Below are 26,377 nucleotides of genomic sequence, written 5' to 3' on the forward strand. Positions count from 1 at the left end.
AGTACAAAAATCAGCAAAGGCAGGTTGCCTTTGCCCGCTAATTTATAGAGTGCCCACTAAACAATAAAATCAAACGATTGTTAAAATAATTTACAAAAGGCTAAAAATAACTGAAAAAGATCAAACTAGGGTAACTAACACGAAGAGTTACCCTATCGATCCACTCATAAAAGCAGGCTTACCTAGGCCGCTAGACTAAAGAAGAATCGGCCTTTTCTTCACTATCTTGTTTTTTCTTTTTGCGCCAAGCCGCAATGCCCATGCCAATCAGGCCAGGTAACATTGCTGGCGTGGGTACAGTACCGACACCAACACCGCTTTGTCCTTGCGCGCCATTTTTAAAGTCAATACTCTGATAGCGAGTAACAAAGTTATCAAAGGTTAGAAAGTTCGTTGGTGGATTGACAAAAGATAATAGCGTTTCAAAAGAATAACTGCTACCCAGTTCAATACCGTTTCCGCCGCCTCCAGTACAACTGACCCCAGCAGTAAAGCAAACATCCAACTTTCCGCCAGTGATAGGCTTTTGAGGAACTTTGCTATCCAAAACAGCTTTGATATCAAAGCCCGTACCTTGCGTCTTAATTGAAGCCCCAGTCAATTCTGGATTGGTATTGAACCCCAGTCCAGAAAGTCTGACTCTATTAAAGATACTTGGATCCGATGTATTGGTAATGGTAACGCCAAAGCTCTGCTTGTTATCCGATAAGTCGAAGTCTTCTAATAACGAAAACGTAGCTTTGGATGTCAGCCCCGGAGTCAATACTCCATCTATATAGCCGTCATAGAAGAAGACGTCAAAATCTGTCCCTGCCAGATCCCCTGCCCCGAATGAAGCCGAGTCTGAAGTCCACGTAAATGACTGGGCGGGTTTGACGTTGGTAAAGGAGGCGATCGCGACCGCTCCCAGAAAAACTGCCCCGAGAATATGTTGTTTTTGATATAAGTGCATGAACAGAACCTCAAGATCGGATGTCAAAGTTAACCTTTTACCTAAACAAGAAAACCCACCCGCTTCAAATAACCTCTCACTCAACTCATCTTTAGCCCCAAAATAGGGCAAGCGAAAGGATCAATAAGAGAACAGTATCCTCATTAATATTGAAAATAATTTCAATATTAATAAGAACTAGCCTCACTATTGAGAATCAACTAGCTAGGTACCGTATTTTGGCAGCACTTTCCTTGCGCTCACCCTGGCCTCAAAAAGGGAACAGATGAAGTTGAAATTTCAGATAGCTGCCTCAAAGTCAACATTTTGAAACTTCAAACGAATCTAAGGCCGAAACCATAGATACACACAAATGATTACTGAGGAAAGGAATCTGGCACCAGAATAACCTCTACTAAACTCAATCGTAATTCATGAATTTCAATTTGGCACTATTTCAAGGTTGAGTAATCATAAAACTTTTACAGGTTGACGGACAGCGTGACAAAACTCCTCAGGGAGAAACGGACAGGCAGGAGGAAAGTGCTCTCACTCCAAACTTTTAAGCTCCGAACGACTGCTTTAAAGCGTCTAGATTTGGAGCCAACTTGCGCCCGAGCAGTTAGAACAACTATTAATAAAACAGCAACTTCAAAAAAGCTATCCGTCGATCGGTAGTTATTTCTTTGCCCGTAGCTGGAACCAACAGTTTGCTGCTGTCAACCTGTATCGATCGAGGGCGTGCTTGACACGCCCTCACCCTCCTCTCTTAATCGTTTCTGTCCCAGGCCCTGAAGTGACGATCACGAGTCGATCGGGCTGAATGAATTCCTGGATGACCTGCTCGACTTGTTCTGCAGTCACCGCGCCAATTTTGATCGGGAACTGGCGCAGTTCTTCTAAACCTAAGCCCATGACGGTGTCGCTCAAAATTGCGTTGGCAACGCTGCTGGGGCTGGCCAGCTCTACCGGATAGCTATTTTGGATGGAGCGCTTTGCATTGTCTAACTCCGTTGCCGTAATCCCCTGCTCGCGAAGCTGCCTTAGAAGCGCAACGGTACTGTCGATCGCCCTCCGGACATCTTTGGGCGCAGTTTGCATGGAAATCAGAAAGGGTCCGGGGTTTTGGCCGGCAGAGAAACCGCTAGAAATCCCGTAGGTGAGACCTAAGCGATCGCGAATTTCAGTCCCCAGCCGACTGGATAGCGTATCTCCACCCAAGACTTGATTGAGTACGACTGCCGCATAATAGCGCGGATCCCTACGGGAAAGGCCGCTGTAGCCCAAATAGGTAACGGCTTCGGCTTTGCCTGGAATCGACTTACTCACATAGGTCGTTGTCTTGGGCAGCCCAACAGGGGGAAAGTTCAGCGCGGGCGGCTGTCCGGCCGTACGCCATCGGCCCAAGGCAGATTCCAACAGCAGCTTCACCTGGACCGGATCGAAATCGCCGACCAGAGAGAGTACTGTCGTATCCGGGCGATAGTACCGCTGGTGGAAAAGCGCCAAGTCTTCTCGGGTGATGCGTTTGAGGCTATCTTCGGTCGGAAAGGTATGGAACGGATGGTTCTCGGGATAGATCGCCTGCTGGAACGTGCGGCGGCCCAACTGCCCCGGATCGTCTAGGGCCGCCTTCAGTCCCACCAGCGATCGCTGCCGACTCAGTTCCAACTGTTTCTCAGGAAAGGTTGGATTCAGCAGCACATCTGCGAGGGTTTGGACCAAGATGGGCAGGTCCTGAACGAGGGCGCTGCCGCCAATGCCAACCCCCTCTCGACTGGCACCAAAACCCAGGCTAGCACCCCGATCTTCAAGGCTCTTTGCCAAAGCCAGCGCGCTTTTAGACTCCGTTCCATTCATCAAGTTGCTCGCGGTCAACCCCGCAACCCCAGCTTTGGCGGGGACGTCAAAAATGCTGCCCGCTCGGATATTTCCACTCAGATTGACCGTCGGGGCGCTTCGATCCGGTAGCAACAAAACTCGAAGCCCATTGGACAACTTAAAGTCTTGAGGCAGAAGATTGGAAGCACCAGCTGTCGCGCTGCGAACGGGCGGCAGGTATTTTGCGACTTCGGCAGGGTCTACAGGCTTGCCAGGGCTGAAGTTTTCAGTGGTGCGCTCGGTAGTATTGCCCGCGCTAGAGGCGCCCGGTCTCCCATCCGGCAGGATAGGTTCGAAGAAGCCGATGGTTTGCCGTTCTGGTTTGAGGTAAGTCTGGGCTACCCGCAGGATATCTTTTGGCGTAACGCGCTCCATAGCCGCTAGGTAACGGTCGATAAAGCGGTAGTCGCCTGCAACGGTTTGATTGTAACCAAGCTGGGTCGCCTGACTGGAAATATCTTGATTGCCGAGAATGAGACTGGCCCTAAACTGCACCTTAGCTCTCTCCAGTTCTTCCGCAGTGACGGGTTTTTGACGAATCTCAGCTAACGATTGCTGCAGAACGGCTTCGACCCGAGAGAGGGGCTGACCGGAAGCAGCCACCGCTGAAATGCTGTACCAGCCTAGGTCGATCGATTGGGACGCGTAGGCTCCCACAGAACTCGCCAATCCCGTTTCGACCAATTCTTGATACAGTCTCGAACTGCGGCCTCCCGTCAGTACGGCATCCATCAAGTCAATCGCCGGAACGTCGGGATGGTTCACGTCCGGCAAAGGATAGATTGCGTTCATCAGAGCCGTACTGCCCGGTTGCTTGAGGACGATGGGCGCCTTGGGGGAAGCTGCGGACGGACGCGCTGAAGGGGTTGCGCTAACTGAAGGCAGCGGCTCGGTTGCCTTTGGAAGTTTGCCGAAGGTTTGCTCTGCCATTTTGAGGGCCGCCGCAGTATTAAAATCTCCGGTTACGACGAGGGTGGCATTTTCAGGACGGTAGTAAGTTTTGTAGTGATTTTGAACTTGCTCGACGGTGAATTTTTCAACATCGGCCTTGGTGCCGCCAACGGACATCCCATAGGGACTGTTTGGGAATGCAGCGCGCATGACGGCCCGACTGAGGCGGTAGCCGGGGCTGTTTTCGTAGCCTTGCAGTTCTGAAATCACCACGCGCTTTTCGCTCTCTAGCTGCTCTGGACCAATGACCGTGTTCTGCATGCGGTCTGCTTCTAGGGTCATCAACGCCTCGAGCTTGCTGCGCTCCACGGTGCCAAAGTAGGCGGTTTCGTCGTAGCTGGTGAAGGCGTTCGATTCGCTCCCCAAGGCGCTAAACAAGCGGCCAAACTGGATGGGACGCGCCTGGGTGCCCTTGAACATCAGATGCTCTAACTGGTGAGAAATTCCGTTTATTCCAGGTACTTCGTTGCGCGAGCCGACGCGATACCAAACCTGTACGCTCACGACGGGCGCGGTATGCACCTCTTTGGTCAAGACGGTGAGACCGTTGTTTAGAATTGTTTTTTTGACTCCCTTAGTCAGGGAGAGGGAGGCAGTGCTGGAGACGACAGCGGACGGTGGGGGCGCGGCGATCGCCCGATCTGCCAACTCCGCACTGATACTATTGCCGACGAACAGCGTCAGATTGCCCAACAACAGGCTGACGAACAGTCCGATGAGAAGGTAAGGGCGCAGTTTCATGAAAAGCGACATATGTTATGTGTAGTTATCCAAAACAAAAGCAGTTGAAGCTGCACCAGCCCCTAAAAAGCAGAACGTCTTTAACCTCAAGGCCAAACAGCGGTTTGTCGAAGCAACATCGCCACTGTCAGTCTAAAGGATTTAAACCCTCTCTTTGGTAAGGAACACCTCGATCTAGAGAAGACAAAAACTTTGAGGACAAAGTTTCTCAGGCGCGCGGAAGTTTGGACTTTAGGATTTGCCGAGTGCGAAGTGTGGTAGGACTGTCTTTAAACGCCTTGAGTTACAATTTCAGCCGTCGTTCGTGGATCGGTATGCTTTCTCAGCGCTTCTGTCCGTTTGCATTTTCTTTGGGCTTGGTCATTAGCGGGACTGGTTGCGCCAGCGGCCCCGAGCCATCGAATTCGCCCCAGCAAACCCAGCTTCAGGGCGTTGAAGTAAAGTTTTTCGCGGGTAGCGCCCTAGGCCAATTTTGCCAGCAGGCGGCGGAGCAGTACAATGCCCAATCCCCAAAACTCCCCGATGGCAAGGCATTTTATCTGACATGTGCAGCCCAAGGCAGTGGGGACGTGGTGGCGGATCTGGTCAATCGATCGCGACAACTGAAGGCAGGCACCCTGAAGGCCGATGCCCCAGAATGGCCGACGCTGATTGCGGTGGATGGGGATATTTATTTAGATCGGCTGGCATACCAGATCGATCGGATTTTTCCAGGACAAAACTATATTCCCGATGTGGCCGATGCGCCGCTCCTGGCCAATAGCCCAATGGTGTTGATGACCCAGGCTGATTTGGCCCCAGGGTTGAAAAAGGCATCGGATCCCTTTAAGGCCCTCGCAACGGCTAAAAACCATCAGGCGCTAGATGCTGCCGCTCCAGCGATTCCAATTCATTACGTCCATACCGCGCCCACGCGCTCGAATTCTGGATTGCAAACGCTGATCGCCCAATTTGCGGCGATTTCTGGCAAACGTCCCGAACAATTGACGCTCGAGGATGTCAAACAACATCAAAGTAAGGTGCAGCAGATTCAGAGCAAGATTACCCGCTATGGGGTTTCGACGGATTCTTTAGCCAAGGCGATGGTTCAAAATGGAGTCTTTTGGGCGTCAGTGGGTTCGGTTTACGAGTCCTCTGTCATTGCGGCCAACGAAGGTATACCCCCAGGACAGCCCCGCTACGAGGCGGTCTACCCTAAAGCAACGTTTGCGTCTAACATGCGGGCCATTCTGCCCAAAGCGCCCTGGGTGAGCGCGGACGAGAAAGCGGCGGCGGAGAAAGTCGTGGAATATTTGCGATCGCCCCAAGCCCAACAAATTGCCACCAACCTAGGTCTGCGACCGGGGGTTCCAGGCATCGCGCTGGGGCCTAAGTTTGCGAAAACCTTTGGCGTCGATCCGCAAGCAAATTACGATTCCTACCGCGCGCCTAAGCCAGAGGTCGCGGACGCCATGCTGGAGTCCTGGCAGGTGTTTGCCAAGAAACCCTCTCGCGTGGTACTGGTGGTGGATTCCTCCGGCTCGATGTCCGGGACAAAAATTGCTGCCGTGCAGTCCACGCTGCAAACCTACATCAACAGCTTAGGTCCTAAAGAAGAGGTGGCGCTGATTGACTTTGACAGTCAAGTACGCCCTCCCGTCTTGGCAAGCGGAACCGCAGCGGGTAAAGCGAAGGGATTCGAGTTTATTGCTGGGTTAAAGGCGGATGGGGGTACGCGGTTGTACGATGCAGCTAGTAACGCCCGCAGTTGGCTGTCCGCAAACTTGCGAAATGATGGTATCAATGCGGTGACGATCCTGACCGATGGGCAAGATACAGATTCTAAGCTCACCCTCAACCAGCTTGAGGAAGAGCTAAAAAAGAGCGGGTTTGCGAGCGATCGCCGCATTGCTGTCTTTACAGTAGGATACGGCAACGCTGGGGAATTTAGCCCCGATGTGTTGAAGCAAATCGCCAGCGCCAATGGCGGCTATTATTCCCAAGGCGACCCCGCTACAATTGCAAAGCTCATGGCGAATTTACAGGTGGAGTTTTAGCTGCAAGGATCGCGCTCGATGAAACGGATCAAATGGATCAATCCGCTGTATAGTCCTGCTGCCGTATTTTTGGGGTGCTTGACCCTAGTGTTGGGGGTTCGATTGGCGAAGGTGTCGAGCGCGATCGCGGTGCCCGTGGCGATCGCCGTTTCCGCCCTCAGCGCTGCGCTCCTCGCACCTGCCGCCGCAAAACCGAACGTCGCCAAAACTTCAGCGCGCAATCCAGCGCTCGAAACAGAACTGGCAGCCATGCGCCAGCAGGCCCAAACTCTAGCCCAAAAAGCACAGAAATTGAGCGCGGAAGCCCATCAGATTTTGAACGCGTCACCCTATATGGATCTCTTGGGAACGGTGCAGTTTGCCTGCGAGCGCACCTGCGAGCTGCCCGCTAAAATTGACGGGCTTGCCCTGCGCCTACAAGGCGAAGACTCGATCTTGTCCGTCAGCGAACTGCAGCGCCAACTCCAAGAGGTGCGAGATAAGCTGCAAAAAAATCCCGGCGAAGCCGTCCGAGAGCAGCTCCACAAACTCGCCGAGAGCCTCCAGCGCAATATCCAGCTCGTGCGGCAAGGACAGGATGCAAGGCAGGCGCAGGTGTTGAGCCTGTCGACGCTCATTTCAGAGTCCGCTGGAGTGCTACAAACCATGAAAAACCAACTGCGATCGCTGGATTTAGAAGACGCGACCCAAGCAGCCCAGCTCCAATCGCTCAGCAACGAATTGCGAGACTTCCAAGAAAATCTAGACCTATTGGTGGCGCGTTAGGGAATGGCAAAACAACAGCAGCATTCGCGATCGCTCTATCTTTCCATTGCTCTCATCATGGCGGCTCTGGGGTTGGCTTACGCGCCCATTCCTGGGACTACCCCGCAATCCGTCATCGTCGTCAGCGGTTCCGAGCTTCAGGAGCCGCTTCAGAAAGCAATTCAGCAATTTCAGCAGCAGCATCCCCACATTCAGATCGCCCTTAAAACCCAAGGTTCGCTGGACATGGTGAATCAGTTCGTCGATCGCAAGAACGATTTCGAGCCGACCATTTTGATTCCGGCCAATGGCGAACTGCTTAAAGACTTGGAAGCGCGCTGGCAAGCTCAGAACAACAGCGCTGCTTTCTACGGCACGCCATTGCCGATCGCGAAAACGAGACTGGTGGCGATCGCTTGGACAGAACGCGGCAAGGCGCTGTTTCCTGACGGTCAATTTCGGTGGGAGCGCATCGAGCAAGCCATGCAGGCTCAAACCTGGGGTAACTTTGGCGGCACTGCAGCGTGGGGAAGCTTTGACTTTAAGATGACAAATCCCGCTCGCTCCAATAGCGGCCAGCTGACCCTCGGCTTGTGGCTGGAATCAAAATTAAAACAGTCCACCCTATCTACTGCGGATTTGAGCGTGCCAGAAGCGCGGTCTTTAGTCAGCCTCGTGAAGCGTTCCGTTTATCAACCCGCACGCTCTAGCGATATCTTGTTGCAGGAATTTATCGCAAGCGGAGCCAATGAAGCCGATATTGCCACGGATTACGAAAGTATTGCCCTCTATCGATGGGCTCAGTCCAAAACGTCTCAAAGCCAGCCCTACCGAATCTATGACATCAGCCCCACTGTTGAAACCGTTCTAACGGCGGCGATCGTGCGACAAAATGTAGCTAAAGGGACGGCAAAAGCAGCCCAGACCTTCTTAGATGCTCTAACTCAACCTGCCTATCAATCGATCTTGGTACAATATGGGTTTAGGCCAGTCAATCCCTCGGTTCGAGTTGAAACTGTCACGGGAAGCCCTTGGCAACAGAGCATTCCAGGTGCTCGAGCGAAGCCAGCCACTACAGCGATACCCTCGCCCGCCCTGCAAACCCTACAAGAAATTGGCCGACTGTGGGAGCGCGCCCAGTAGGGTTTGGCGGTGTCTTTACCACGAAATAATGTCCGCGATCTTGATGCCTAACTTGCCGTGGGCGTAGTTATGGCGGGGTAATAACCCATGGGCCTGATGGTGGCGCTCGATTTCAGCAGCGTACTCCTTCAAGAACTGCTTGATGGCAGGTCGGTTGCATCCGGTCAGCTCGGCCAGGGCATTTTGATTGATGGCCCATTTATCGGCGTGGGTTCGTTCGGCAGCTTCGTTATAGGAGACGATGGCCTCAAACGTCCGTTTTAGCTTTTCTTCAGCGCTGCCTTTGGCATGGCTCTTTTTGAGCTCCTTGCTCTCAAGGGTTGCAAAGCTCCCTTTGGCGATCGCAGCCGTACCGTTTGCTTTGCGCCCGGACTGACGTAATGCTGCGAAGGATTCGGAGCCGCCGTTTCCAGCCAGTGCCTGTAAAACCTGCGACAGGAGCAAATTCAGTTGTTGCTGCTGCTGCTGATTTTGCTGAAACTGAACCGTCAATGACGTCATTGCCGACAAAAGCTGGGGAATATGAGTCATCAGCTCAGCCAGGGCATCTTCTTTGAACTGCGGGTTTTCGTGGGGGGACGGGGATGGTTCCGACCTTAAGTCTTGTCCCGCCTCGGGGCCTTGAGACTCAGCCATTTGCATGAGGTAGCGAAACAGCAATGCTTGCGACTGTTTTTTGTCGCCTAGCATTTGGGCCAACTGGTCCCAACGCTGCCAGTCTGCTTCATAGCCTTCGATGCGTCTGACTTTACTGGGTTCGGCAATCGGCGCGGCCTTCTCCCTATCGCTGTCTTCAGCACTTGGGGGGTGCAAAACATCCGACGATATGGATACATCTTGCAACGAAGAAGCTTGAGCGGCCTTATTGCTGGGCGTGGAGGTTTTCTTTTCCTTCTTAGGTGATGGGCTGCGCTTGGGATTCATAGTTTCTATCAATGCGATCCTCCTTATCAAAAAAAGTCATGCTTGAGCTGCTTTAATTTCCGCGTCAAACCGGACCGGAGCGCGAGGCTCCAACCGGACTTGACACAATGCCTCACCTGTACGGTTGTTTCACGTATTTTCACTAAGCCGTTTTGGTTTGGGCTTAGATGGAAATATTGTTAAGCTTGCTTGGTTAGACAGTCACGCAGCTTGTGAATGCTTCAGGCACGATTTGATATCGGAAATTGGATATATAGCTATACTTCCCCGTTCCAGTTCCAAATAATTCATCTTTGCTAAAATTTTTCTTAGAATGCTCGGATCGAAGCTGGTTGTCTGAGATTTGACATTTAAGTTAAACGCCAGCAGCAGCTTTTTTTACAAATATTTCGCTCGCAATCGACATTGAGATGGCAACGCGATCGCCCAGTAGGACGCTGAGGAGAGCCGATCGGGTTCGGAACATATCAGAAAAATGCCTTTCTCGTAGGGTGCAGAACCAGGAAGACGTAGCCCTCATCGCCGAAGGTGAGGCACGTTGGCAGGAAAGGAACTGGGTTGATGCCAGAGGTCTTATACTTTGATATCCGTCACAATATTTGTTACCTACCTGTGGATTATCGAAAAGCCTTTCTAAAATTCAGCGATAGGTAACGGATCCGTCCTGTCTTCCTACGAATCGTTTCTATGACTACCAGGAAAGCTTACGGTCGCGCTCGCCCCGATCCCTCCCCTGAAGATGGCGTCTCGACGGAGATCTCGCAAGATCGAGCGCCTGCAAGTTTTCCAATTGTTGGGGTTGGGGCATCGGCTGGAGGACTAGAAGCCTTTACTCAGCTCCTTGAAAATCTACCGACCGATATGGGGATGGCTTTTGTCCTGATCCAGCACCTCGATCCGACCAGAGAAAGCCTATTGGCAGAAATCTTGAATCGAACTACGCCGATGCCCGTGGTGGAAGTTCAAGAGGGAATGGAGGTCGAACCCAACCACGTCTACGCGATACCGCCCAATACTGAGATGGTTTTGGTTCAGAATAGGCTGAGGTTAGTATCGCGAAAAAAGACGCGCGATCGCTTTCTGCCGATCGATACGTTTTTTCAGTCCCTGGCTCGAAATCGAGACCATCAGGCGATCGCCATCGTCCTCTCCGGCACCGACGGAGATGGCGCCCTAGGACTTACGGCCATTAAAGCAGCAGGCGGCATTACCTTTGCCCAAGATATCGATTCGTCTCGATTTGAAGGGATGCCTCACAGTGCGATCTCGACGGGTTGTGTAGATTTCGTGCTTCCCCCTCAGGCGATCGCCGCAAAACTTACCAGAATCGGCCAGCATCCTTACATTGCCAGCTTCATGCCGCAAAATGCCGGAGCAGCATTACGCGAAGATGGCCTGACGCAACTGTTTGCCCTGTTACGCGCCGTCAAAGGATTCGATTTCACAGGCTACAAACCCGCAACCCTCAAGCGACGCATCATGAGACGCATGGCGTTACTCAATATTGCAACCCTAGAAAACTATCTGAATTATCTCCAAACCACCTCAACCGAAGTAGATGAATTATGTCAGGATCTTTTAATAAACGTCACCAGCTTTTTCCGAGATCCAGAAATCTTTGAAGTCTTAAAACGTAAGATCTTTCCAAGCATCGCACGCGCGAAATCATCGGAATCGCCGATTCGAATTTGGATCGCGGGGTGTTCGACGGGGGAAGAAGCATACTCAATTGCAATCTGTTTGCTGGAGTATTTAGGCGAATCCAGCACGACCTTACCCATTCAGATTTTTGCTACTGATATCAGCGAAGCCACGATCGAGAAAGCTCGCAAAGGGATTTACAAAGAGGATTCGCTTGAAAACGTCTCTCCAGAACGGCTCAAGCAATTTTTTGCAAAGGTCAAAGGCGGTTATCAAATCAGCAAGTCGGTCCGCGAACTTTGCGTTTTTGCCAAGCAAAATCTAAACAGCGATCCGCCCTTTTCTCAGCTCGATCTCATTAGCTGTCGAAACGTACTCATTTACTTAGGCACTGCCCTTCAGAAACGCTTATTTCCTATTTTTAACTATGCTCTCAATTCGAATGGTTTTCTAATGTTGGGTGCTGCAGAAACCGTCGGGGAGTTTTCTACGCTTTTCGAGCAAGTAGACAAAAAGTATAAAATCTACAGCCGTAAAACAGCCTCCGTTCGGCTGAGATTCGACTTCAAAACGCGAACGCCGCTATCAGACCGTGCGAACCCAATCGCGTCGCCGCCCGAGGAAGACAGAACCGACCTCGCTCTGCGCAAAGAAGCCGATCGGCTGGTCTTAAACCGTTACGCTCCCGTCGGCGTCATCATCGACGACGCGATGGATATTCTCCACTTTCGGGGACAGACTAGCGCTTACTTAGAACCTGCCTCGGGCAAGGCCAGTCTGAATATTTTAAGAATGGCACGGGAAGGTCTGGGGTTAGAACTGCGAACGGCCATTCAAGATGCTAAAAAAAACAACAAGATCGCCCGCAAAACAGGATTGCAGATTGAAGGTCGATCTCAGCTCGTTACGGTCGAAGTGATTCCGGTTAAGGTATCTGCGACGGCAAAATCCAATTTCCTCGTTTTATTCATGGACGAGCCTTTAGTGGAAAGATCTCAGCCCAAACTGCTTCAAAGTCAGAGTCGCTCTAAACGATACAAGGCCGAAATCGACCGGGAAAATCTCCGCCTAAAACACGAACTGGAATCGACTCGGGAATATTTGCAGTCGATTATTGAAGAGCAAGATTTTGTAAATCAGTCGCTTCAGGTGGCTAACGAAGAGGTTTTGTCGAGCAACGAAGAGCTGCAAAGTACGAACGAAGAACTTGAAACGACCCAAGAAGAGCTGCAAGCAACCAATGAAGAAATCAACACCATTAACGACGAACTGCGCAGCCGAAATTTAGAACTCAACCAGATTAACAACGATCTTCACAACTTACTGGGCAGTATCAACATTCCCATTTTGATGTTAGATGGCAACCTGCGGATCCGACGCTTTACCCCTTTAGCAGAGGGAATTTTCAACCTAATCGGGACAGATTTAGGACGGCGTTTTAGCGACATTCAGAGCAACCTTGCTGTTTCAAATCTGAGCTCTTCCATCGAAACGGTGATGGACACCCTCACCCCGATCGAGCGAGAAGTGCAGGATCTCGACAGGCATTGGTACAGCCTTCGCATTCGTCCCTATCGCACGACGGACAATCGGATTGATGGCGTAGTCATTGGCGTCATCGATATTGACGCGCTCAAACGCAGCGCCATCCAGATCGAAGCCGCCCGAGATTACGCCCATGCAATTCTCGAGACGGTGAGGCAGCCGTTGCTGGTACTCGATGAAAATCTTCGGGTGTTATCGGCGAATCGATTCTTTTACGAAACGTTTCAGCTTTTACCCGCTCAAATCGAACAGCAGTCTATCTTTGAGCTAGAAAACGGGCAGTGGGATATTGCGGGTTTGCGATCGCAGCTCGAAACCGTCCTGACCCACAATACCGAGCTTGAGAATTTTGAAATCGACGAGATTTTCCATCCAAACGGGCCTCGAATTTTATCCATGAGCGCCCGCAAAATTCAGCAAGATAACAATCGGAACAATATTTTGCTGGTTATTGAAGACATAACCGCGATTCGGCAGGCCGACGAGAAGGTCCAGCACTCTCTGCGCGAAAAAGACATTTTACTGAGAGAAATCCACCATCGGGTCAAAAACAACCTTCAGATTGTCTCCAGCCTGCTCAGTTTGCAAGGCAATCGCGTTACCGATCCCCAAACCCGCAACATGCTGCAGAGCAGTCAAAACCGGGTCAAAGCGATGGCGCTGATTCACGAAACGCTTTACCAATCGACTAACTTTGCATCCGTAGACTTTGCCGAGTACGCCCAGACCCTCCTTTCTCAACTATGGCAAAGCTATGCTATCGAACGAGAGGCGATCGCCCTTCGAGTAGAATTACAGCCCGGTATTACCATCACCCTCGACAAAGCTGTCCTCTGCGGCTTAATTCTCAACGAGCTGGTAGCCAACGCCCTCAAGCATGGATTTCCCGACGGGCAGCGCGGCGAAGTAGTCGTGACGCTCGCGGAAAATGCTGGCAATTGCCGCATTGTCTTGAGCGTCGGCAATAACGGACAACCCCTCCCTCCAGACTTTGACTTGCAAAATCTGCGCGCGATGGGACTCAACTTGGTTTTATCTTTGGTCGAGCAAATCAAGGGAACTCTGGAGATTGACAGAAATGACACTACAACCTTTAAGATTTCCTTCCCTGCGAACGCTTAGACCGAATTGAAATTGGGCACAAAACAAAAGAGAGCTTCTAGGCCCGTGTTAGATTAATGAGATAAATCCGCCAAACAAAGACCCCTGTCCGGCCTTACCCTCAATCCACCTTTTGCACCATGCCCAATATCTTAATCGTTGAAGATGAAAGTATTGTTGCTTGGGACATCAAAGAAGCTTTAGAACAACTGGGCCATACCGTTCTGGCTAGCGTTGCAACCGATACGGAAGCCGTTCAAATGGCCGCAACGATCAAACCGGATCTGGTTTTAATGGACATTCAACTGCAAGGCCAAATGGCTGGCATTCGCGCAGCCCAGGAAATCTACAGTCGTTTTAGCATTCCGATCGTCTATTTGACAGCTCATTCCGACGGTCCTACGCTCGAGCAAGCTGCGGTGACAAATCCCTACGGCTATCTCGTCAAGCCTTTTCAAAAACAGCAGCTCGACACGACCGTTCGAGTGGCATTAAGGCAGCATCAGCTCGCGCGAGAGGAGATAGAAAACCAATCTATTTTATCCGACACCCTAACCAGCATTGGCGACGCAGTTATTGCTACGGATCGGAGGGGCCGTGTTACCCTCATCAATCCGACTGCAGAGCGCATAACTGGATGGACCAAACAGGACGCCCTCGGGAAACCGATCGACCAAGTCCTCTCGCTCGTCTGCGAAAGCAATCGAGAACCGATTGAAAATCCCGGACTTCAGACGATGCGCTTGGGCTATCCCCTGTCATTCATCGATGGGTGCTTGCTTCAGGCGAGGGACGGTTCGGAGAAGGTTATTGGCGATACAGTCGCTCCGATCGTCGATCGGGATGGCGATATCGTGGGCAGTGTAATGGTGTTTCAGGATAAGACAGCGTTTCAGCTCGCACAAAACGAATTGCACGGGCACGCGCGCGACTTGGAAGGGTTTCAACTGCACTTGATCTCTCAATTACAGCAGAAAACGGCTCAACACGATCGAGCAGTAGCCTGCCTTGAGGTGCTGAACCGAATCCTCGATCGAGCGCGTGCGGTCGCCAGCGAAACCGAAATCTTAGACATTATTCTGCATGAATTAGGCGAAGTCTTCGAAGCAGATTACAGCTGGGCGGCGCTGCACGATGAGAAGCATGGAACCTCAATGATTACTAGCGAGTATATTAACCCCGAGCGGAGCAATGACTATCCCTCTGCCCTCGGGACTGAAGTCGATCTAAAGCGATATCGCTATTTTTACAGTCGCCTCATTCAAAAAGAAAGCTGGATTAACCCGTCATCGGCAATGCTACCCCGCCCCTATCGTTTTGCTCGAAGTCCGGCTCAGCAAATACTCGTTTGCCCCATTGTCGCGTTTCCTAACAATTCTTTTCCTGGAGAAGCGCGCACGATTGGAGAAATAGGACTGTTAACAACCTTTAAGGCCGCCTGGTCGCTTCCCCAGACCGTGCTGGTCTCGCGCATTACAAGTTATGGAATCCAGCTTTTTCGCCGGAAAAATCACTCGAACCGAGATGTTACCAATGCCCTAGTTTACTTAAATCAACTCAGAGATGACTTTATCAGTTCAGCCTCGGAAGAGCTGTTGTTTCCCCTCATCAACATCAGACAAGCAACGGGAGTCCTTCACGAACTCGTTCGGTTTCTTGGGGAAGATCTGACTGAAACGGGAAGTTTCCAAGCGCGGATCGTCCGTCAAACGCTCAGTGAATATTTGAACGTTTTTCAAGAAGAGTGGCAAAAAGAGTTCGATTCGATCGATCGGTTATTGAGCTTTAAAGCACTGCAAGCCTGGTTTCAGGATGATGAAGGTCTAGAGGATTGACACTCCCCAGCCTTAAAGGGACGCACGCTTTTGACTTGCTTGCGATCGCCCAAAACGGCAATCCGAGCGATCGCCTCGCGATTTGCGAAGTTGCAGTGTCTTCAGTCGCATAGTTCCTAGAACCCCGGTTTTTGGCAAGATTGCCTGTACCTTGATATGCTAAAGGCAGTTACATTTGACGATCCTGCATATGGTCATGCAAATTCCGCCGCCAGAGAGCGTGAAGCTCAACCTCGTGCTTGAGCAAACTGCTGATGGCCGCTCCCTTGCCAGAGTGATGGGATTACCTGATTGTCAGGTAGAAGCCTCGACAGATGAGCAGGCGATCGCCCAATTATAAGCCATCCTCACCCAACGATTTGCCAAAGCCAGAATATTACCCTTCGAAATCCCCCTCGTATTGCCTTCAGAAACTCCTATACGAGAAAATCCCTGGCTAGAGTTCATTGGCATGTTTAAAGGAGATGAGGATTTCGCCGCCATTGTCGCAGAGTTGCGGGCAGAGCGTGAGATAGATATGAAAGATATGGCATGAGTCTGTGAACCAAAAAGCGTTTACAAAAAGATATGCGAATTGCTGCCATTGCACTTTCTAGTAAGGCAACCGTCGTCACCCGCAACTATCGAGATTTTGCTCGAGTTCCAAATCTATTACTGGAAGACTGGACTCAAGAAAATTGAGTGCTTTCGTTACAGGAATCTGATAAGAGATCGCTACCGGATCGCTTTTGGAACGGTTTCGGATCGCCGCTCTGGGTACCGTAGGTTCAGATGCAAAGATGCCGCATCGGAGAAACCTATGACCACCCCTCAAAGTGCGATCGCCCTAACAAACACCCCTGTCATGGGGCAACCGTTTCCCCCAATCAGAACCGCAGCGATCGCCGAACAAAAATACATTATGGCCAGTCTGGTGCTCGCATTTACCCGCGATCCACTGGTTCGTTGCCCATTTATTTATTAGTAAGGAGAAACAATATGGCTACCTATAGACATCACTTGCCCCAACTATCCAGCGATTTATTTATCACCGATGGCGGGATGGAAACGACACTCATCTTCCATAACGGATGGGAATTACCAGAATTTGCATCCTTTGATTTATTGAAGCATCAAGCCGGATATCAGGCGATCCAACAATACTTTCGAACCTACTGTATCCTCGCCCAAAACTATGGCGTTGGCTTGATTTTAGAAAGTGCGACTTGGCGAGCTAACCTCGATTGGGGCACCAAACTCGGCCATAGCCGCGAAGATTTGGCTGATATCAACCGCAAAGCGATCGCCCTATTGCAAGACATTCGTCAGGAATACGAAACGGAAAAAACCCGAATTGCGATCAGCGGCTGTATTGGCCCACGCGGCGATGGCTATATTCCGGCTAATGCCATGACGGTGGAAGAAGCGGCGGACTACCATCGCTTTCAAACTCAGATCTTCCGGGATACGGATGCGGACTTGGTGACCGCCATGACGATCAACTATGTAGAAGAGGCGATCGGCATTGTCCAGGCAGCCCAAGCGGTAGGAATGCCCGTGGTGATTTCCTTCACGGTGGAAACCGATGGCAAATTGCCCACCGGACAAAGCTTAAAGGATGCGATCCTCCAAGTGGATGCAGCTACTAACCAAGCACCCGCCTACTACGCAATCAACTGCGCTCACCCCACCCATTTTCTGGAAATACTGACCCCTGGCGAGCCTTGGGTAGAACGCATTCGCGGCATCCGAGCCAATGCCTCCGCCAAGAACCATGCCGAATTGAATGAGTCAGACACCTTGGACGAAGGCAATCCAGCCGAATTTGGCAGCCAATATCGCGACCTGCTGCGCCAATTCCCCCAGATCAATGTCCTGGGCGGCTGTTGCGGCACCGACGATCGCCACATTGAGGCCATCTGCAAAGCTTGCTTACCCGTATTTTGGACCCATCTATCCAACGGCGTTTCAAATCTTTACAGCATTTCTAGAGCGAACAAAGGAGAATTGTCATGGAAAGACTAGCCATTGTTGTACGCGATGACGCCTACGATCGCCTGTACACGCCATTGACATTTGCTTACGTCGCAGCGAAAAAGGGCATCGAAGTCAATATGTTGTTCGTGCTATGGGCCGTGCGCGTTTTGACAGAAAAAGGTGCCAAGGCACTCAAAATCGATCCCCTGCACGCAACCAAAGCGGAGTGGTTCAAGGAACGATTGCAACACGACGGCGACCCGCTGGAAATATACGACTTTATCAAGTTTGTGAAGCAGACGGGTAACGTGCATTTCTACGGCTGCAAACTCGCCGCCGCCACGTTCGACGTCACCACATCGCAACTGATTCCAGAAGCCGATGGGATTGTCGATGCGCTCTGGTTTTTGGAAGAGAAAGCGATTAAGGCCGATCACTGTCAGTATTTCTGAGGTAGGCGATCGCCTCTGAATGCCGATGAATTCAACTCTTGAGTCCTCAAGGAACCCACGATCGAGCCGCCCATAAGTTTATTTGGGTTCTGAATCCATCTCGCCCATCGCCCCAATCGGACTCTTTTGGAGGTCACTCTATGCAACACATTACCTCAACCGACCACCGCACCATCTCCTATGACAAGTATGGCAGCGGTCCGCCCCTCGTTCTCGTGCATGGTGGCTTCAGCGACCATCAGAGCAACTGGGAGTTCGTGAAACCCCTGTTTGAGAACCAGTTTACCGTTTACGCGATCGCCCGTCGCGGTCGCGGCGAAACGGATGCAACAGTCGGTCACAGCCTGGAGAATGAAAGCCTTGATGTCGCGACGTTGATTCAATCGATCGACGAACCTGTTTTTCTGCTGGGTCACTCCTACGGCGCTCAGATCGCGCTCGCCGCAGCGGCCAAAGTCTCGGATCGCTTGCGCAAGTTGGTGCTTTACGAACCGCCCGATCCGCGTGCTATCAACCCAGAGGTCTTCAAACGATTAGAAGCGCTGGCGCAGGCAGACGACTGGGATAAATTTGCCGTGACGTTCTTTCGCGATGCCCTGCGCGTTCCTATTGAGGAACTAGACGAGCTGCGAAACACTGAGCTTTGGTTGCCAATTGTCGCCGATGCTCGGGCATCCCTGGGCGATCTGCGGGCGCTGAATCGGTACGACTTTGACGTTAATCGCTTTCGCGAGCTGCGAGTTCCAGTGTTGCTTCAAATCGGCACTGAAAGCCCCCGCGACCTCTATGTCACCGATGAGATCGCGGCAGTTCTTCCTGATGTCCGTATTGAAGAACTACCCGGTCAGGCCCACGAAGGAATGACCACAGCACCTCAGATGTATGCCAAATCAGTACTTCGCTTTTTGCTTGGGTGATATTTGGCTGTTACTCCCTGTTAAACCTCAGGAACAATCCCATAACAACAACGAATAGCGATTCAAGGATGGGTAAAATGATGAACTATAAACGTCTGATTACCACCTCTGCTGTCATCTTTATCTTTGCAATACTCTGGAATAGCTCGATCCATGGTGTTATTCTTCGAGAGGCCAATGCTGCTTTGACTGGTATTACTCGATCGACAATCGATCGTCCGATGGGATTGGCATTGTTGTTAACCGCTGGATTAGCCTTTCTGTTTGTCTGGAGCTATACCTACGTTGCTCGACAAGGTACTTGGCAAGAAGGCTTGAAGCATGGTTTGTTTTTTGCACTTCTAGCGGGGCTGCTAGTGAATCTCAATCAATACGTGTTGTACCCTATCCCCCCGCTTTTAACACTGAAATGGTTCTTCTTTGGAGTTGTAGAGTTCTGTGCATATGGCATTCTGGCAAGCTGGCTCTATCCCATTCGTACCAAAAATCATCATCCATCTCAATAAACTACTGAATCTCCTAACCTGGTTGCGAGAAGTTAAAGTTAATGCGATCGATGAATCCTTGATGGCGATCGCTACAACCACTAGGACATTAATACTTTAGCAGGAGCATTTCCATGACGGCTTGGTATGGCGAAGATCTGGCCTATATTCATGATGTGGGCTTTAGAGATTATGCCCTGAAATCAGCCCCCGGCATTCTGGACATTCTCAAACATCGCGAGATCCAATCGGGATTAATTGTGGAGTTAGGTTGTGGAAGTGGCCTATCTACTGAAATCCTGCATCAGTCGGGCTATCAAGTCTTGGGAATCGATATTTCCGCAGCTATGGTTGCGATCGCCCAAACCAGAGTCCCCACTGCTGAATTTCGGGTAGATTCTCTGTTTACTGCCGAAATCCCGCCCTGTTGTGCGGTGATTTCCATTGGCGAATGTCTGAGTTATGCTTTCGATGCCAATTCGGATGCGGTTTTAGAGGCTCTGTTCCAGCGTATCTATCAGACGCTGTTGCCCGGTGGGGTCTTCATTTTCGATGTCGTCGTCCCCGGTCATGCGGCACCGGGAGAAGTCGCGAGACATTTCACTGAGGGCCAGGATTGGATTGTGCTGGTTGAAAAGCAAGAAGATCCGATTCAACAGCTCCTCACCCGTCGGATTATCGCGCTACGGCAGGTTGGAGATCTGTATCGACGGACTGACGAAGTTCATTTTCTACGGCTCTTCAATATGGAAAATTTAGCTAAAACCTTGAGGCAAAATGGGTTTCAGGTGGATATTACAGATCGCTATGGAGCCTTTAGCCTGCCCCCCGCTCGGATGGTGGCGATCGCCTACAAACCAATCTAGCTGATATTCTGAACCAGAAGTATCGCCCAGCTCTTGGAGGATGGATGTAATGCAAATTAAACCCTATGATTCCAGCCACTTGGATGCAGTCGTTCGTCTTTCACTACGGGCATGGGAGCCTGTTTTCAATTCTCTGAAACAGGTGCTCAATCCCGATGTATACCAGGTCTTCTATCCCGACCATTGGCAGGCGAGTCAACAACAAGCGGTAGAGGCGATCTGTGCGGACAAAAACGCAAGCGTCTGGGTTGCGATCGCCGCAGATACATCTGAAAATCTGGATGCAGGAACGATCGTCGGCTTTACTGCCGTGAAACTGCATCCTGACGATCGTATGGGCGAAATCTACATGATTGCGGTCGATCCAGAGTTTCAGGGGCGCGGCATTGGGAGCGCCCTCGTCCAGTTTGCCCTGGATCGGATGCGAGAGGCGGGTATGGCGATCGCGATGGTCGAGACCGCCGGAGATCCAGGTCATGCTCCGGCGCGACATACCTATGAAAAGGCGGGCTTTGAGCTTTTTCCAGTTGCTAGATACTTCAAGGCGCTCTGAAGCAGTTGCAATTTACATCCTAGAGAGATGTCACTGCTTATTGCCGCCAGCTATTGCGACGCAGCAGTGGATTGATCAGATCGTTTAAGCCCTCTCCCACCAAAGATAGCCCCACCACCAACAGCGTCATCGCCAACCCTGGAAACAAAGCCGTCCACCAGATGCCGCCCGTCGATAGACCGCTGAGCGCCTGTCGGAGGTCGTGGCCCCACTCTGGCACCTCCTCCGGCAACCCTAGCCCTAAAAAACCGAGGCCCGCTAACGTCAAAATTGCATCCGCTGCATTTAACGTAAACAGGACGGGTACACTCTGAATAACATTCAGCAGTAAATATCGCGTCAATACTCGCCACGGGGAAGCCCCCGTCGCTTGTGCTGCCTCGATGAACAGCTCGGTCTTCACGCTGACGGTATGGTTGCGCACCACGCGATAGTACTGCGGCACGTAGGCCACACTCAGGGCGATCGCCGCGTTCAGCACCCCTCGCCCCACCACAAACGCAACCGTCACCGACAGTAACAATCCAGGCAGCGTGTAAATCGTGTCCATCAAAAACAGCAGCGCGCGGTCGAGTCGTCCCCCCAAGTACCCACTAAACAACCCTAGCGGCACCCCGATAACGAGGCTGAATACCGTAGCTACCACGACCACTTGGAGAGCCGCTTGAGAGCCAAAGAGCGTTCGCGCGTAGACATCATAGCCCTGCACGTCGGTGCCAAACCAGTGAGCCATCGAGGGGGGGTCGTTAATCGGGTTGCTGAGAAACTCCGTTGGATTTTGGAGCCAGCCGATGGATTGGAACCACGGCGACAGCAGCGCCGTACAAACATATATTGCGCTGATGACAATTCCCAAAGCCATGAATTGCGTCGACAACCCAGACTGGGAGAGGGTTTTCAAGAATCGGGGGCGACGGATTTTAGCAAAAGTCATGGATCGATTCACGTTATTTTTAAAAAGTCAGAACATTTAATGCTGCAAATTTCACTCTTTCAGGTAGAATCTAGACCATTCGTTTGCGTTTTCCAGCAAATTTTAGGTGTGTGAGGACGGATCCATGACTCTCTCTCAAAGCTTACAGAATGATACGGCTTCTCTCCAGGAAGAAAAACCCGTCCTCCGAATTTGGGGCCGATCTTCCTTAAAAGGAAATGTATCCATCAGCGGGGCTAAAAATTCAGCCTTGGTTCTCATGACTGGTGCTTTATTGGCGTCGGATGCTTGCCAACTCCGCAATATTCCTGACCTTGCCGATATCGAAAGCATGGGGAAAATTTTATCGGCGCTTGGGGTTAAGCTTCAGCGCAATAACGACGGGCTGACGATCGATGCCAGCCACATCGCCAAAACCGAAGCTCCGTACGAACTGGTCAGTCAGTTGCGGGCTAGCTTTTTTGCCCTCGGGCCTCTGCTCGCACGGACGGGTGTTGCCAAAATGCCTCTACCGGGCGGATGTGCCATCGGCGCGCGTCCCGTAGAACTGCACGTTCGAGGACTGCAAAAAATGGGTGCAGAAGTCTATATCGAGCACGGCATTGTCAACGCGTTTGCTCGCCGCCTCAAAGGCGCCCATATTTATCTCGACTATCCCAGCGTAGGCGCAACCGAAACTCTCATGATGGCCGCAGCATTGGCCGAGGGCCAAACCATCTTGGAAAACGCGGCCCAAGAGCCAGAAGTCATCGACCTTGCCGATTTCTGCAACGCAATGGGAGCGCGAATTCAAGGTGCTGGCAGCACCACGATTGTCATTGACGGCGTGCCGAAGCTGCACGGGGTTGACTACACGATCATCCCGGATCGGATTGAAGCCGGAACGTTCTTGGTAGCTGGTGCCATCACCCAGTCTGAAATTACCGTGTCCAACGTGGTGCCCGAGCATCTATTTGCGGCGATCGCAAAGCTCAAAGATATTGGCGTAGGCGTGGTCCAAGAAGATCGCAATGTTTTGCGCGTCGTTCCAGGGATGCTGTATCACGGAACCGACATCGAAACCTTGCCTTACCCCGGATTCCCAACCGACATGCAGGCATTGTTTATGTCCCTATTAACCCTCTGCGAAGGCAATAGCGTCATTACGGAAACCGTCTTTGAAAATCGTTTGGGTCACGTCCCCGAGCTGATTCGGATGGGCGCTCACATTAAGGTCAAAGGCAATCACGCGGTCATTCGCGGCGTTCCATTCCTGTCTGGCGCGCCAGTTTCTGGCACAGACTTGAGAGCGTCTGCCGCTTTGGTCGTAGCAGCGCTGGCAGCGGAAGGTCAAACCACGATTTCGGGACTTCAGTACCTGGATCGGGGGTATGAAAATATTGAAGCGAAGCTGCGGGGCCTGGGCGCTCGGGTCGAGCGTATCCAAGGGCAGTCTTCACCCGCGTTGGTGGGCGTTTCTTAGAAACCTTTCTCTCGAATGGGCGTTCAACGGGTCAACACTCGCGCTTAAATAGGTGAATGTTTGTTCTTAGGCATAGCCTGTTGTGAGTGAGTCGCCGAAATCGTCCCGTCGTTCTTTAGCCAATATTGCCACCATCGTGGCGATCGCCACCCTCCTGAGTAAAGTTGCCGGATTGGGCAGGACGGTGGCGATCGCTGCGGCCTTTGGCGTAGGCCCTACTGCTGGAGCCTATAATTTTGCCTACGTGATCCCTGGCTTCTTGTTAATTTTGTTGGGAGGCATTAACGGTCCCTTTCACAGCGCAATTGTGAGCACGCTGGCCAAAAAGAAGCGAGAAGAAATTGCTCCAATTGTCGAAACCGTCACCACTTTGGTGGTACTGGCTTTATTAGCACTAACCGTGGTCTTGATCGTATTTGCCGATCCCTTGATGCACTTGGTCGCACCGGGGCTGTACATCACGCGCGAAGCCGCTCAGGCGAAGAATATCTCAGATGCTGCTTTTCAGACGCTGCAGGAGACCAAGGCGATCGCCGTCGTGCAATTTCAGATCATGGCACCCATGGCCGTGTTGGCGGGCCTCATCGGCATTGGCTTTGGCACCCTCAACGCCGCCGACCAGTACTGGCTGCCATCCATTAGCCCGATCTTTTCCAGCGTCACCGTTCTGGCAGGATTGGGGATACTCGCCCTTCAGTTAGGGCCAAAAATAACAGCGCCGGACTACGCCATGTATGGTGGCGCGATCCTAGCCTGGTCCATCCTGGCTGGGGCAGTCTTGCAGTGGCTGGTCCAGCTCCCGGTCCAGTGGCGTTCCGGCTTGGGAGGGATTCGGCCTCGATTCGATTTCAACCGACCGGAAGTCCGAGACGTGATTAAGGTATTAGGCCCAGCGACGTTTTCGTCTGGGATGATGCAGATCAACGTGTGGACCGATTTATTTTTTGCCTCGTTTATTCCCAATGCAGCCGCAGCCGTGTCTGCAATGGGGTATGCCAGTTTAATCGTCCAAACTCCCTTGGGGATTTTGTCGAACATGATTTTAGTGCCGTTGCTGCCCGTCTTTTCGCGCTTGGCCGACCCTGAAAACTGGGACGAACTTAAAGCGCGCATTCGTCAGGGCATTTTAATTACGGCGGTGGCGATGTTGCCCTTGAGCGCGCTATTGGTCGCGTTGGCGCTGCCGATCGTGCGGCTGATTTACGAGCGCGTCGCCTTTGATTCGGAAGCGTCCAAAATTACAGGAGCCGTTTTGGTGGCTTACAGCGTGGGCATGTTTGTCTACTTAAGCCGCGATGTTTTGGTCCGCGTTTTTTATGCGTTGGGGGATGGCGATACGCCCTTCCGCATTAGTATTATCAACATTTTTCTGAACGCGCTGTTCGACTTCTTTTTGGTCGGTCCCTTTGGCGCGCCAGGACTGGTTCTAGCTACAGTCGCGGTCAACATTAGTTCGACGATCATGATGCTGTTCGTCTTAAATCGGCGGCTCGACGGGCTGAATTTGCGATCGTGGATTCAGCCCATCCTGGGTCTTACAGTGGCTAGTGCCGTAGCAGGGTTCAGCAGTTGGGGCGTTCTGTTAGGGCTGCAGTCTTTCATCAGCCAGCAAGGCTTTTTAGCAATCCTCCTAGAACTCTGCCTGTCAGGATTAGTGGGCTTGACCCTTTTTGGATCGATCGCCGCCCAGCTCAAAGTCCCCGAATTCGATCTTTTTGCAGCTCGGTTGCAGAGCCGTCTACCCTCATTTCTCAGACGTTAATTAGGGCAGCTATGGGTTTGCCTGAAGTTGAGGAACTTAAGCATCCCATTAAATACCCCTCTCCGATACCATTATCCGATACCATTAAAGTATTCAAAAGCTTTTCATCATAAGATTTTGGAGGTTTGAAGAATTTTCTGTACCACTAAGTAGTAGGATGAAGGGTAAGATTTTGGTAACTACTTGGACACATATCCCTCTTTAATCAACCTAGTAGTCTACCAAAGGAGCTTTGACTAGTTTTTTGGGTCAAGGACAGGGTACAAGCGTTCCAACTTAATCCGTGCATCCGCGCTTAAAAAGCACCAATTGACCGTGGCTTTTTGGGTATTGCGCTGGTCTTGCCAAGTTTTGATTTCATTCGTCAACTCCTGCTGGGTCGCAATCCGTCGGTCAAGACATTGGCGTGAAAGCACAGAGAATTCAATCTCTATTTGATTGAGCCAACTGGCATGCTTGGGCGTGTAATGAAATTCAAGTTTTTTTAGAATACGGTTCGCCTCTTGAGGTGCGAAGGCTTCATACAGGGTGGCAGGGTGATGGGTATTGAGATTATCGAGGACAACCCGAATACAATCTGCATTAGGACGATGGATATCCACCAGAGCCTTCATTGGATGGGCAAAATCAACTTTTGTACGTCGCGCTGTCACCTCCATGTGCCGTTGGGCAGCTAATGGTTCCAAAAATCCAAATAGATTGACAACCCCATTGCGTTTGTACTCAAAATCATAGCGCTCTCGTTGTCCAGGTTCTGCGGGGATGGGAACTCGAACTTCTTCAATCAGAGGACAAGGCCGCTCATCAAAGCAGATGACCGGACGTTTAGGGTCATAGGCTTGGGCATACCAATCCAGTAGATCTTCCATGCGACAGACGTACTTGGCATCTACTTCAGGAATACACCACTGTTCTTTGAGCCATGGCTTAATCTTGTTTTTTTAAGGGTTTGCCGGACGGTTTCATCACTAATTGAGTCAATTACCTTCAGGCTGACCAAGCGGTCAGCTAGCAGTTGCATCGTCCATTTTGCTCTCCCTTCTGGGGCATCTGAGCAGGCGGTCGCGATTAAGATGGCTTCTGCTTTAACATCTAGCCTGGATTATTCCCCAATCGCCAGAACACAGATGGAACGGCACCCTCCAAAAACAGACTGTTTTTTAGGCAAATCGCCAGATTGTTTGGTTGGCATAGATTTCGAGGATTTTCCAAAATCGTCATGAATAATGCAGGCTAGCTTACGAAGTTTAGGAGGGTGAGGGCGATCGCCAAGGGCTTCGGTTAAACTAACAGCCTCAACAAATTTCTCACGAGTGCGCTCAACCGTTGAAAGGCTTACTCTCAAGTTCTCAGCAATGAGACGATCGCTCTTCCCTTCGTGAACCTGCAATAATATATGGGCACGAGTGAGTCTACGAGCTGAGTGCTTCCCGCTTCTAATGACCCGCTCCAACTCTTGGATTTCTCCATCACTCAAGTCCACGATGTACTTTTTCTGACTCATAGCCCCTCTCTTG

Annotated in this window: 19 protein-coding genes and 1 pseudogene; 15 read left to right on the plus strand and 5 right to left on the minus strand. The window is 51.3% G+C overall.

Annotated elements, in window-relative coordinates; all coding sequences use genetic code 11:
- Positions 1–190: 190 nt before the first annotated feature.
- Together R6H26_RS12710 and R6H26_RS12715 are read right to left on the minus strand one after the other, a co-directional pair.
- Positions 191–979 carry a cistern family PEP-CTERM protein gene (locus tag R6H26_RS12710; RefSeq protein WP_404790753.1) on the minus strand — a complete coding sequence of 263 codons (789 nt, stop codon included), beginning with the start codon at positions 977–979 and terminating at the stop codon, positions 191–193.
- A gap of 708 nt (positions 980–1,687) precedes the next feature.
- The gene (locus R6H26_RS12715; protein ID WP_404790754.1) at positions 1,688–4,504 is read right to left on the minus strand and encodes a M16 family metallopeptidase; all 2,817 of its coding nucleotides are present in this window, start codon (positions 4,502–4,504) and stop codon (positions 1,688–1,690) included.
- A gap of 314 nt (positions 4,505–4,818) precedes the next feature.
- Here R6H26_RS12715 and R6H26_RS12720 point away from each other — a divergent pair, with 314 nt between their 5' ends.
- The 3 genes from R6H26_RS12720 to R6H26_RS12730 are packed head-to-tail and all read left to right on the plus strand — an operon-like array spanning position 4,819 to position 8,427.
- Positions 4,819–6,540, plus strand: coding sequence for an extracellular solute-binding protein (locus R6H26_RS12720; protein ID WP_404790755.1), 1,722 nt, complete (start codon positions 4,819–4,821; stop codon positions 6,538–6,540).
- 18 nt (positions 6,541–6,558) lie between these two features.
- A complete protein-coding gene (locus R6H26_RS12725) occupies positions 6,559–7,305 on the plus strand; it encodes a hypothetical protein (RefSeq protein ID WP_404790756.1) in 747 nt (248 codons plus the stop codon).
- Positions 7,306–7,308: 3 nt separating this feature from the next.
- The gene (locus R6H26_RS12730) at positions 7,309–8,427 is read left to right on the plus strand and encodes a substrate-binding domain-containing protein (protein WP_404790757.1); all 1,119 of its coding nucleotides are present in this window, start codon (positions 7,309–7,311) and stop codon (positions 8,425–8,427) included.
- A 15-nt stretch (positions 8,428–8,442) separates the two neighbouring features.
- Here R6H26_RS12730 and R6H26_RS12735 read toward each other — a convergent pair whose 3' ends face one another.
- Positions 8,443–9,351: a hypothetical protein gene (locus tag R6H26_RS12735; RefSeq protein ID WP_404790758.1), complete on the minus strand. Its 909-nt coding sequence runs from the start codon at positions 9,349–9,351 to the stop codon at positions 8,443–8,445.
- 687 nt (positions 9,352–10,038) lie between these two features.
- Between R6H26_RS12735 and R6H26_RS12740 the strand changes: the two genes are divergently transcribed.
- The 10 genes from R6H26_RS12740 (at position 10,039) to R6H26_RS12785 (ending at position 20,702) form a co-directional block, all read left to right on the plus strand.
- Positions 10,039–13,659, plus strand: a complete 3,621-nt coding sequence (locus R6H26_RS12740; protein WP_404790759.1) for a chemotaxis protein CheB — start codon at positions 10,039–10,041, stop codon at positions 13,657–13,659.
- Positions 13,660–13,778: 119 nt separating this feature from the next.
- A complete protein-coding gene (locus R6H26_RS12745; RefSeq protein WP_404790760.1) occupies positions 13,779–15,473 on the plus strand; it encodes a response regulator in 1,695 nt (564 codons plus the stop codon).
- 190 nt (positions 15,474–15,663) lie between these two features.
- Complete coding sequence (locus R6H26_RS12750) at positions 15,664–15,813, plus strand: hypothetical protein (RefSeq protein ID WP_404790761.1); 150 nt, start codon at positions 15,664–15,666, stop codon at positions 15,811–15,813.
- A gap of 459 nt (positions 15,814–16,272) precedes the next feature.
- Positions 16,273–16,437 carry a hypothetical protein gene (locus R6H26_RS12755; protein ID WP_404790762.1) on the plus strand — a complete coding sequence of 55 codons (165 nt, stop codon included), beginning with the start codon at positions 16,273–16,275 and terminating at the stop codon, positions 16,435–16,437.
- A gap of 14 nt (positions 16,438–16,451) precedes the next feature.
- Positions 16,452–17,477, plus strand: a complete 1,026-nt coding sequence (locus tag R6H26_RS12760; RefSeq protein WP_404790763.1) for a homocysteine S-methyltransferase family protein — start codon at positions 16,452–16,454, stop codon at positions 17,475–17,477.
- Positions 17,465–17,881 carry a DsrE/DsrF/DrsH-like family protein gene (locus tag R6H26_RS12765; RefSeq protein WP_404790764.1) on the plus strand — a complete coding sequence of 139 codons (417 nt, stop codon included), beginning with the start codon at positions 17,465–17,467 and terminating at the stop codon, positions 17,879–17,881. The genes R6H26_RS12760 and R6H26_RS12765 overlap by 13 nt, the downstream gene beginning before the upstream one ends.
- 140 nt (positions 17,882–18,021) lie before the next feature.
- On the plus strand, positions 18,022–18,798 hold the full coding sequence (locus tag R6H26_RS12770) for an alpha/beta fold hydrolase (RefSeq protein WP_404790765.1): 777 nt from the start codon (positions 18,022–18,024) through the stop codon (positions 18,796–18,798).
- 77 nt (positions 18,799–18,875) lie between these two features.
- Positions 18,876–19,304: a hypothetical protein gene (locus tag R6H26_RS12775; protein ID WP_404790766.1), complete on the plus strand. Its 429-nt coding sequence runs from the start codon at positions 18,876–18,878 to the stop codon at positions 19,302–19,304.
- A 113-nt stretch (positions 19,305–19,417) separates the two neighbouring features.
- Positions 19,418–20,149 carry a class I SAM-dependent methyltransferase gene (locus R6H26_RS12780; RefSeq protein ID WP_404790767.1) on the plus strand — a complete coding sequence of 244 codons (732 nt, stop codon included), beginning with the start codon at positions 19,418–19,420 and terminating at the stop codon, positions 20,147–20,149.
- A 49-nt stretch (positions 20,150–20,198) separates the two neighbouring features.
- Positions 20,199–20,702, plus strand: a complete 504-nt coding sequence (locus R6H26_RS12785; protein ID WP_404790768.1) for a GNAT family N-acetyltransferase — start codon at positions 20,199–20,201, stop codon at positions 20,700–20,702.
- A gap of 37 nt (positions 20,703–20,739) precedes the next feature.
- On the opposite strand, the gene R6H26_RS12790 is transcribed toward R6H26_RS12785, so the two are convergent.
- Entirely contained in the window at positions 20,740–21,564 is an 825-nt protein-coding gene (locus tag R6H26_RS12790) for an ABC transporter permease (protein ID WP_404791311.1), read from the minus strand.
- Between the two features lie 196 nt (positions 21,565–21,760).
- Between R6H26_RS12790 and murA the strand changes: the two genes are divergently transcribed.
- Positions 21,761–23,098 carry a UDP-N-acetylglucosamine 1-carboxyvinyltransferase gene (gene murA, locus R6H26_RS12795; RefSeq protein WP_404790769.1) on the plus strand — a complete coding sequence of 446 codons (1,338 nt, stop codon included), beginning with the start codon at positions 21,761–21,763 and terminating at the stop codon, positions 23,096–23,098.
- Between the two features lie 82 nt (positions 23,099–23,180).
- Complete coding sequence (gene murJ, locus R6H26_RS12800) at positions 23,181–24,860, plus strand: murein biosynthesis integral membrane protein MurJ (RefSeq protein ID WP_404790770.1); 1,680 nt, start codon at positions 23,181–23,183, stop codon at positions 24,858–24,860.
- Between the two features lie 236 nt (positions 24,861–25,096).
- On the opposite strand, the pseudogene R6H26_RS12805 reads toward murJ, so the two are convergent.
- Positions 25,097–26,364: pseudogene (locus R6H26_RS12805) on the minus strand (IS630 family transposase).
- Positions 26,365–26,377: the final 13 nt, after the last annotated feature.

The sequence above is a fragment of the Altericista sp. CCNU0014 genome (assembly GCF_044923475.1).
Lineage (GTDB): Bacteria > Cyanobacteriota > Cyanobacteriia > Thermosynechococcales > Thermosynechococcaceae > JAAURS01.

Coding starts and splice junctions, on each gene's coding strand:
- R6H26_RS12715 (WP_404790754.1), bottom strand. CDS start 4,504: ATGAAACTGCGCCCTTACCTTCTCATCGGACTGTTCGTCAGCCTGTTG.
- R6H26_RS12720 (WP_404790755.1), top strand. CDS start 4,819: ATGCTTTCTCAGCGCTTCTGTCCGTTTGCATTTTCTTTGGGCTTGGTC.
- R6H26_RS12725 (WP_404790756.1), top strand. CDS start 6,559: ATGAAACGGATCAAATGGATCAATCCGCTGTATAGTCCTGCTGCCGTA.
- R6H26_RS12730 (WP_404790757.1), top strand. CDS start 7,309: ATGGCAAAACAACAGCAGCATTCGCGATCGCTCTATCTTTCCATTGCT.
- R6H26_RS12735 (WP_404790758.1), bottom strand. CDS start 9,351: ATGAATCCCAAGCGCAGCCCATCACCTAAGAAGGAAAAGAAAACCTCC.
- R6H26_RS12740 (WP_404790759.1), top strand. CDS start 10,039: ATGACTACCAGGAAAGCTTACGGTCGCGCTCGCCCCGATCCCTCCCCT.
- R6H26_RS12745 (WP_404790760.1), top strand. CDS start 13,779: ATGCCCAATATCTTAATCGTTGAAGATGAAAGTATTGTTGCTTGGGAC.
- R6H26_RS12750 (WP_404790761.1), top strand. CDS start 15,664: ATGGTCATGCAAATTCCGCCGCCAGAGAGCGTGAAGCTCAACCTCGTG.
- R6H26_RS12755 (WP_404790762.1), top strand. CDS start 16,273: ATGACCACCCCTCAAAGTGCGATCGCCCTAACAAACACCCCTGTCATG.
- R6H26_RS12760 (WP_404790763.1), top strand. CDS start 16,452: ATGGCTACCTATAGACATCACTTGCCCCAACTATCCAGCGATTTATTT.
- R6H26_RS12765 (WP_404790764.1), top strand. CDS start 17,465: ATGGAAAGACTAGCCATTGTTGTACGCGATGACGCCTACGATCGCCTG.
- R6H26_RS12770 (WP_404790765.1), top strand. CDS start 18,022: ATGCAACACATTACCTCAACCGACCACCGCACCATCTCCTATGACAAG.
- R6H26_RS12775 (WP_404790766.1), top strand. CDS start 18,876: ATGATGAACTATAAACGTCTGATTACCACCTCTGCTGTCATCTTTATC.
- R6H26_RS12780 (WP_404790767.1), top strand. CDS start 19,418: ATGACGGCTTGGTATGGCGAAGATCTGGCCTATATTCATGATGTGGGC.
- R6H26_RS12785 (WP_404790768.1), top strand. CDS start 20,199: ATGCAAATTAAACCCTATGATTCCAGCCACTTGGATGCAGTCGTTCGT.
- R6H26_RS12790 (WP_404791311.1), bottom strand. CDS start 21,564: ATGGCTTTGGGAATTGTCATCAGCGCAATATATGTTTGTACGGCGCTG.
- murA (WP_404790769.1), top strand. CDS start 21,761: ATGACTCTCTCTCAAAGCTTACAGAATGATACGGCTTCTCTCCAGGAA.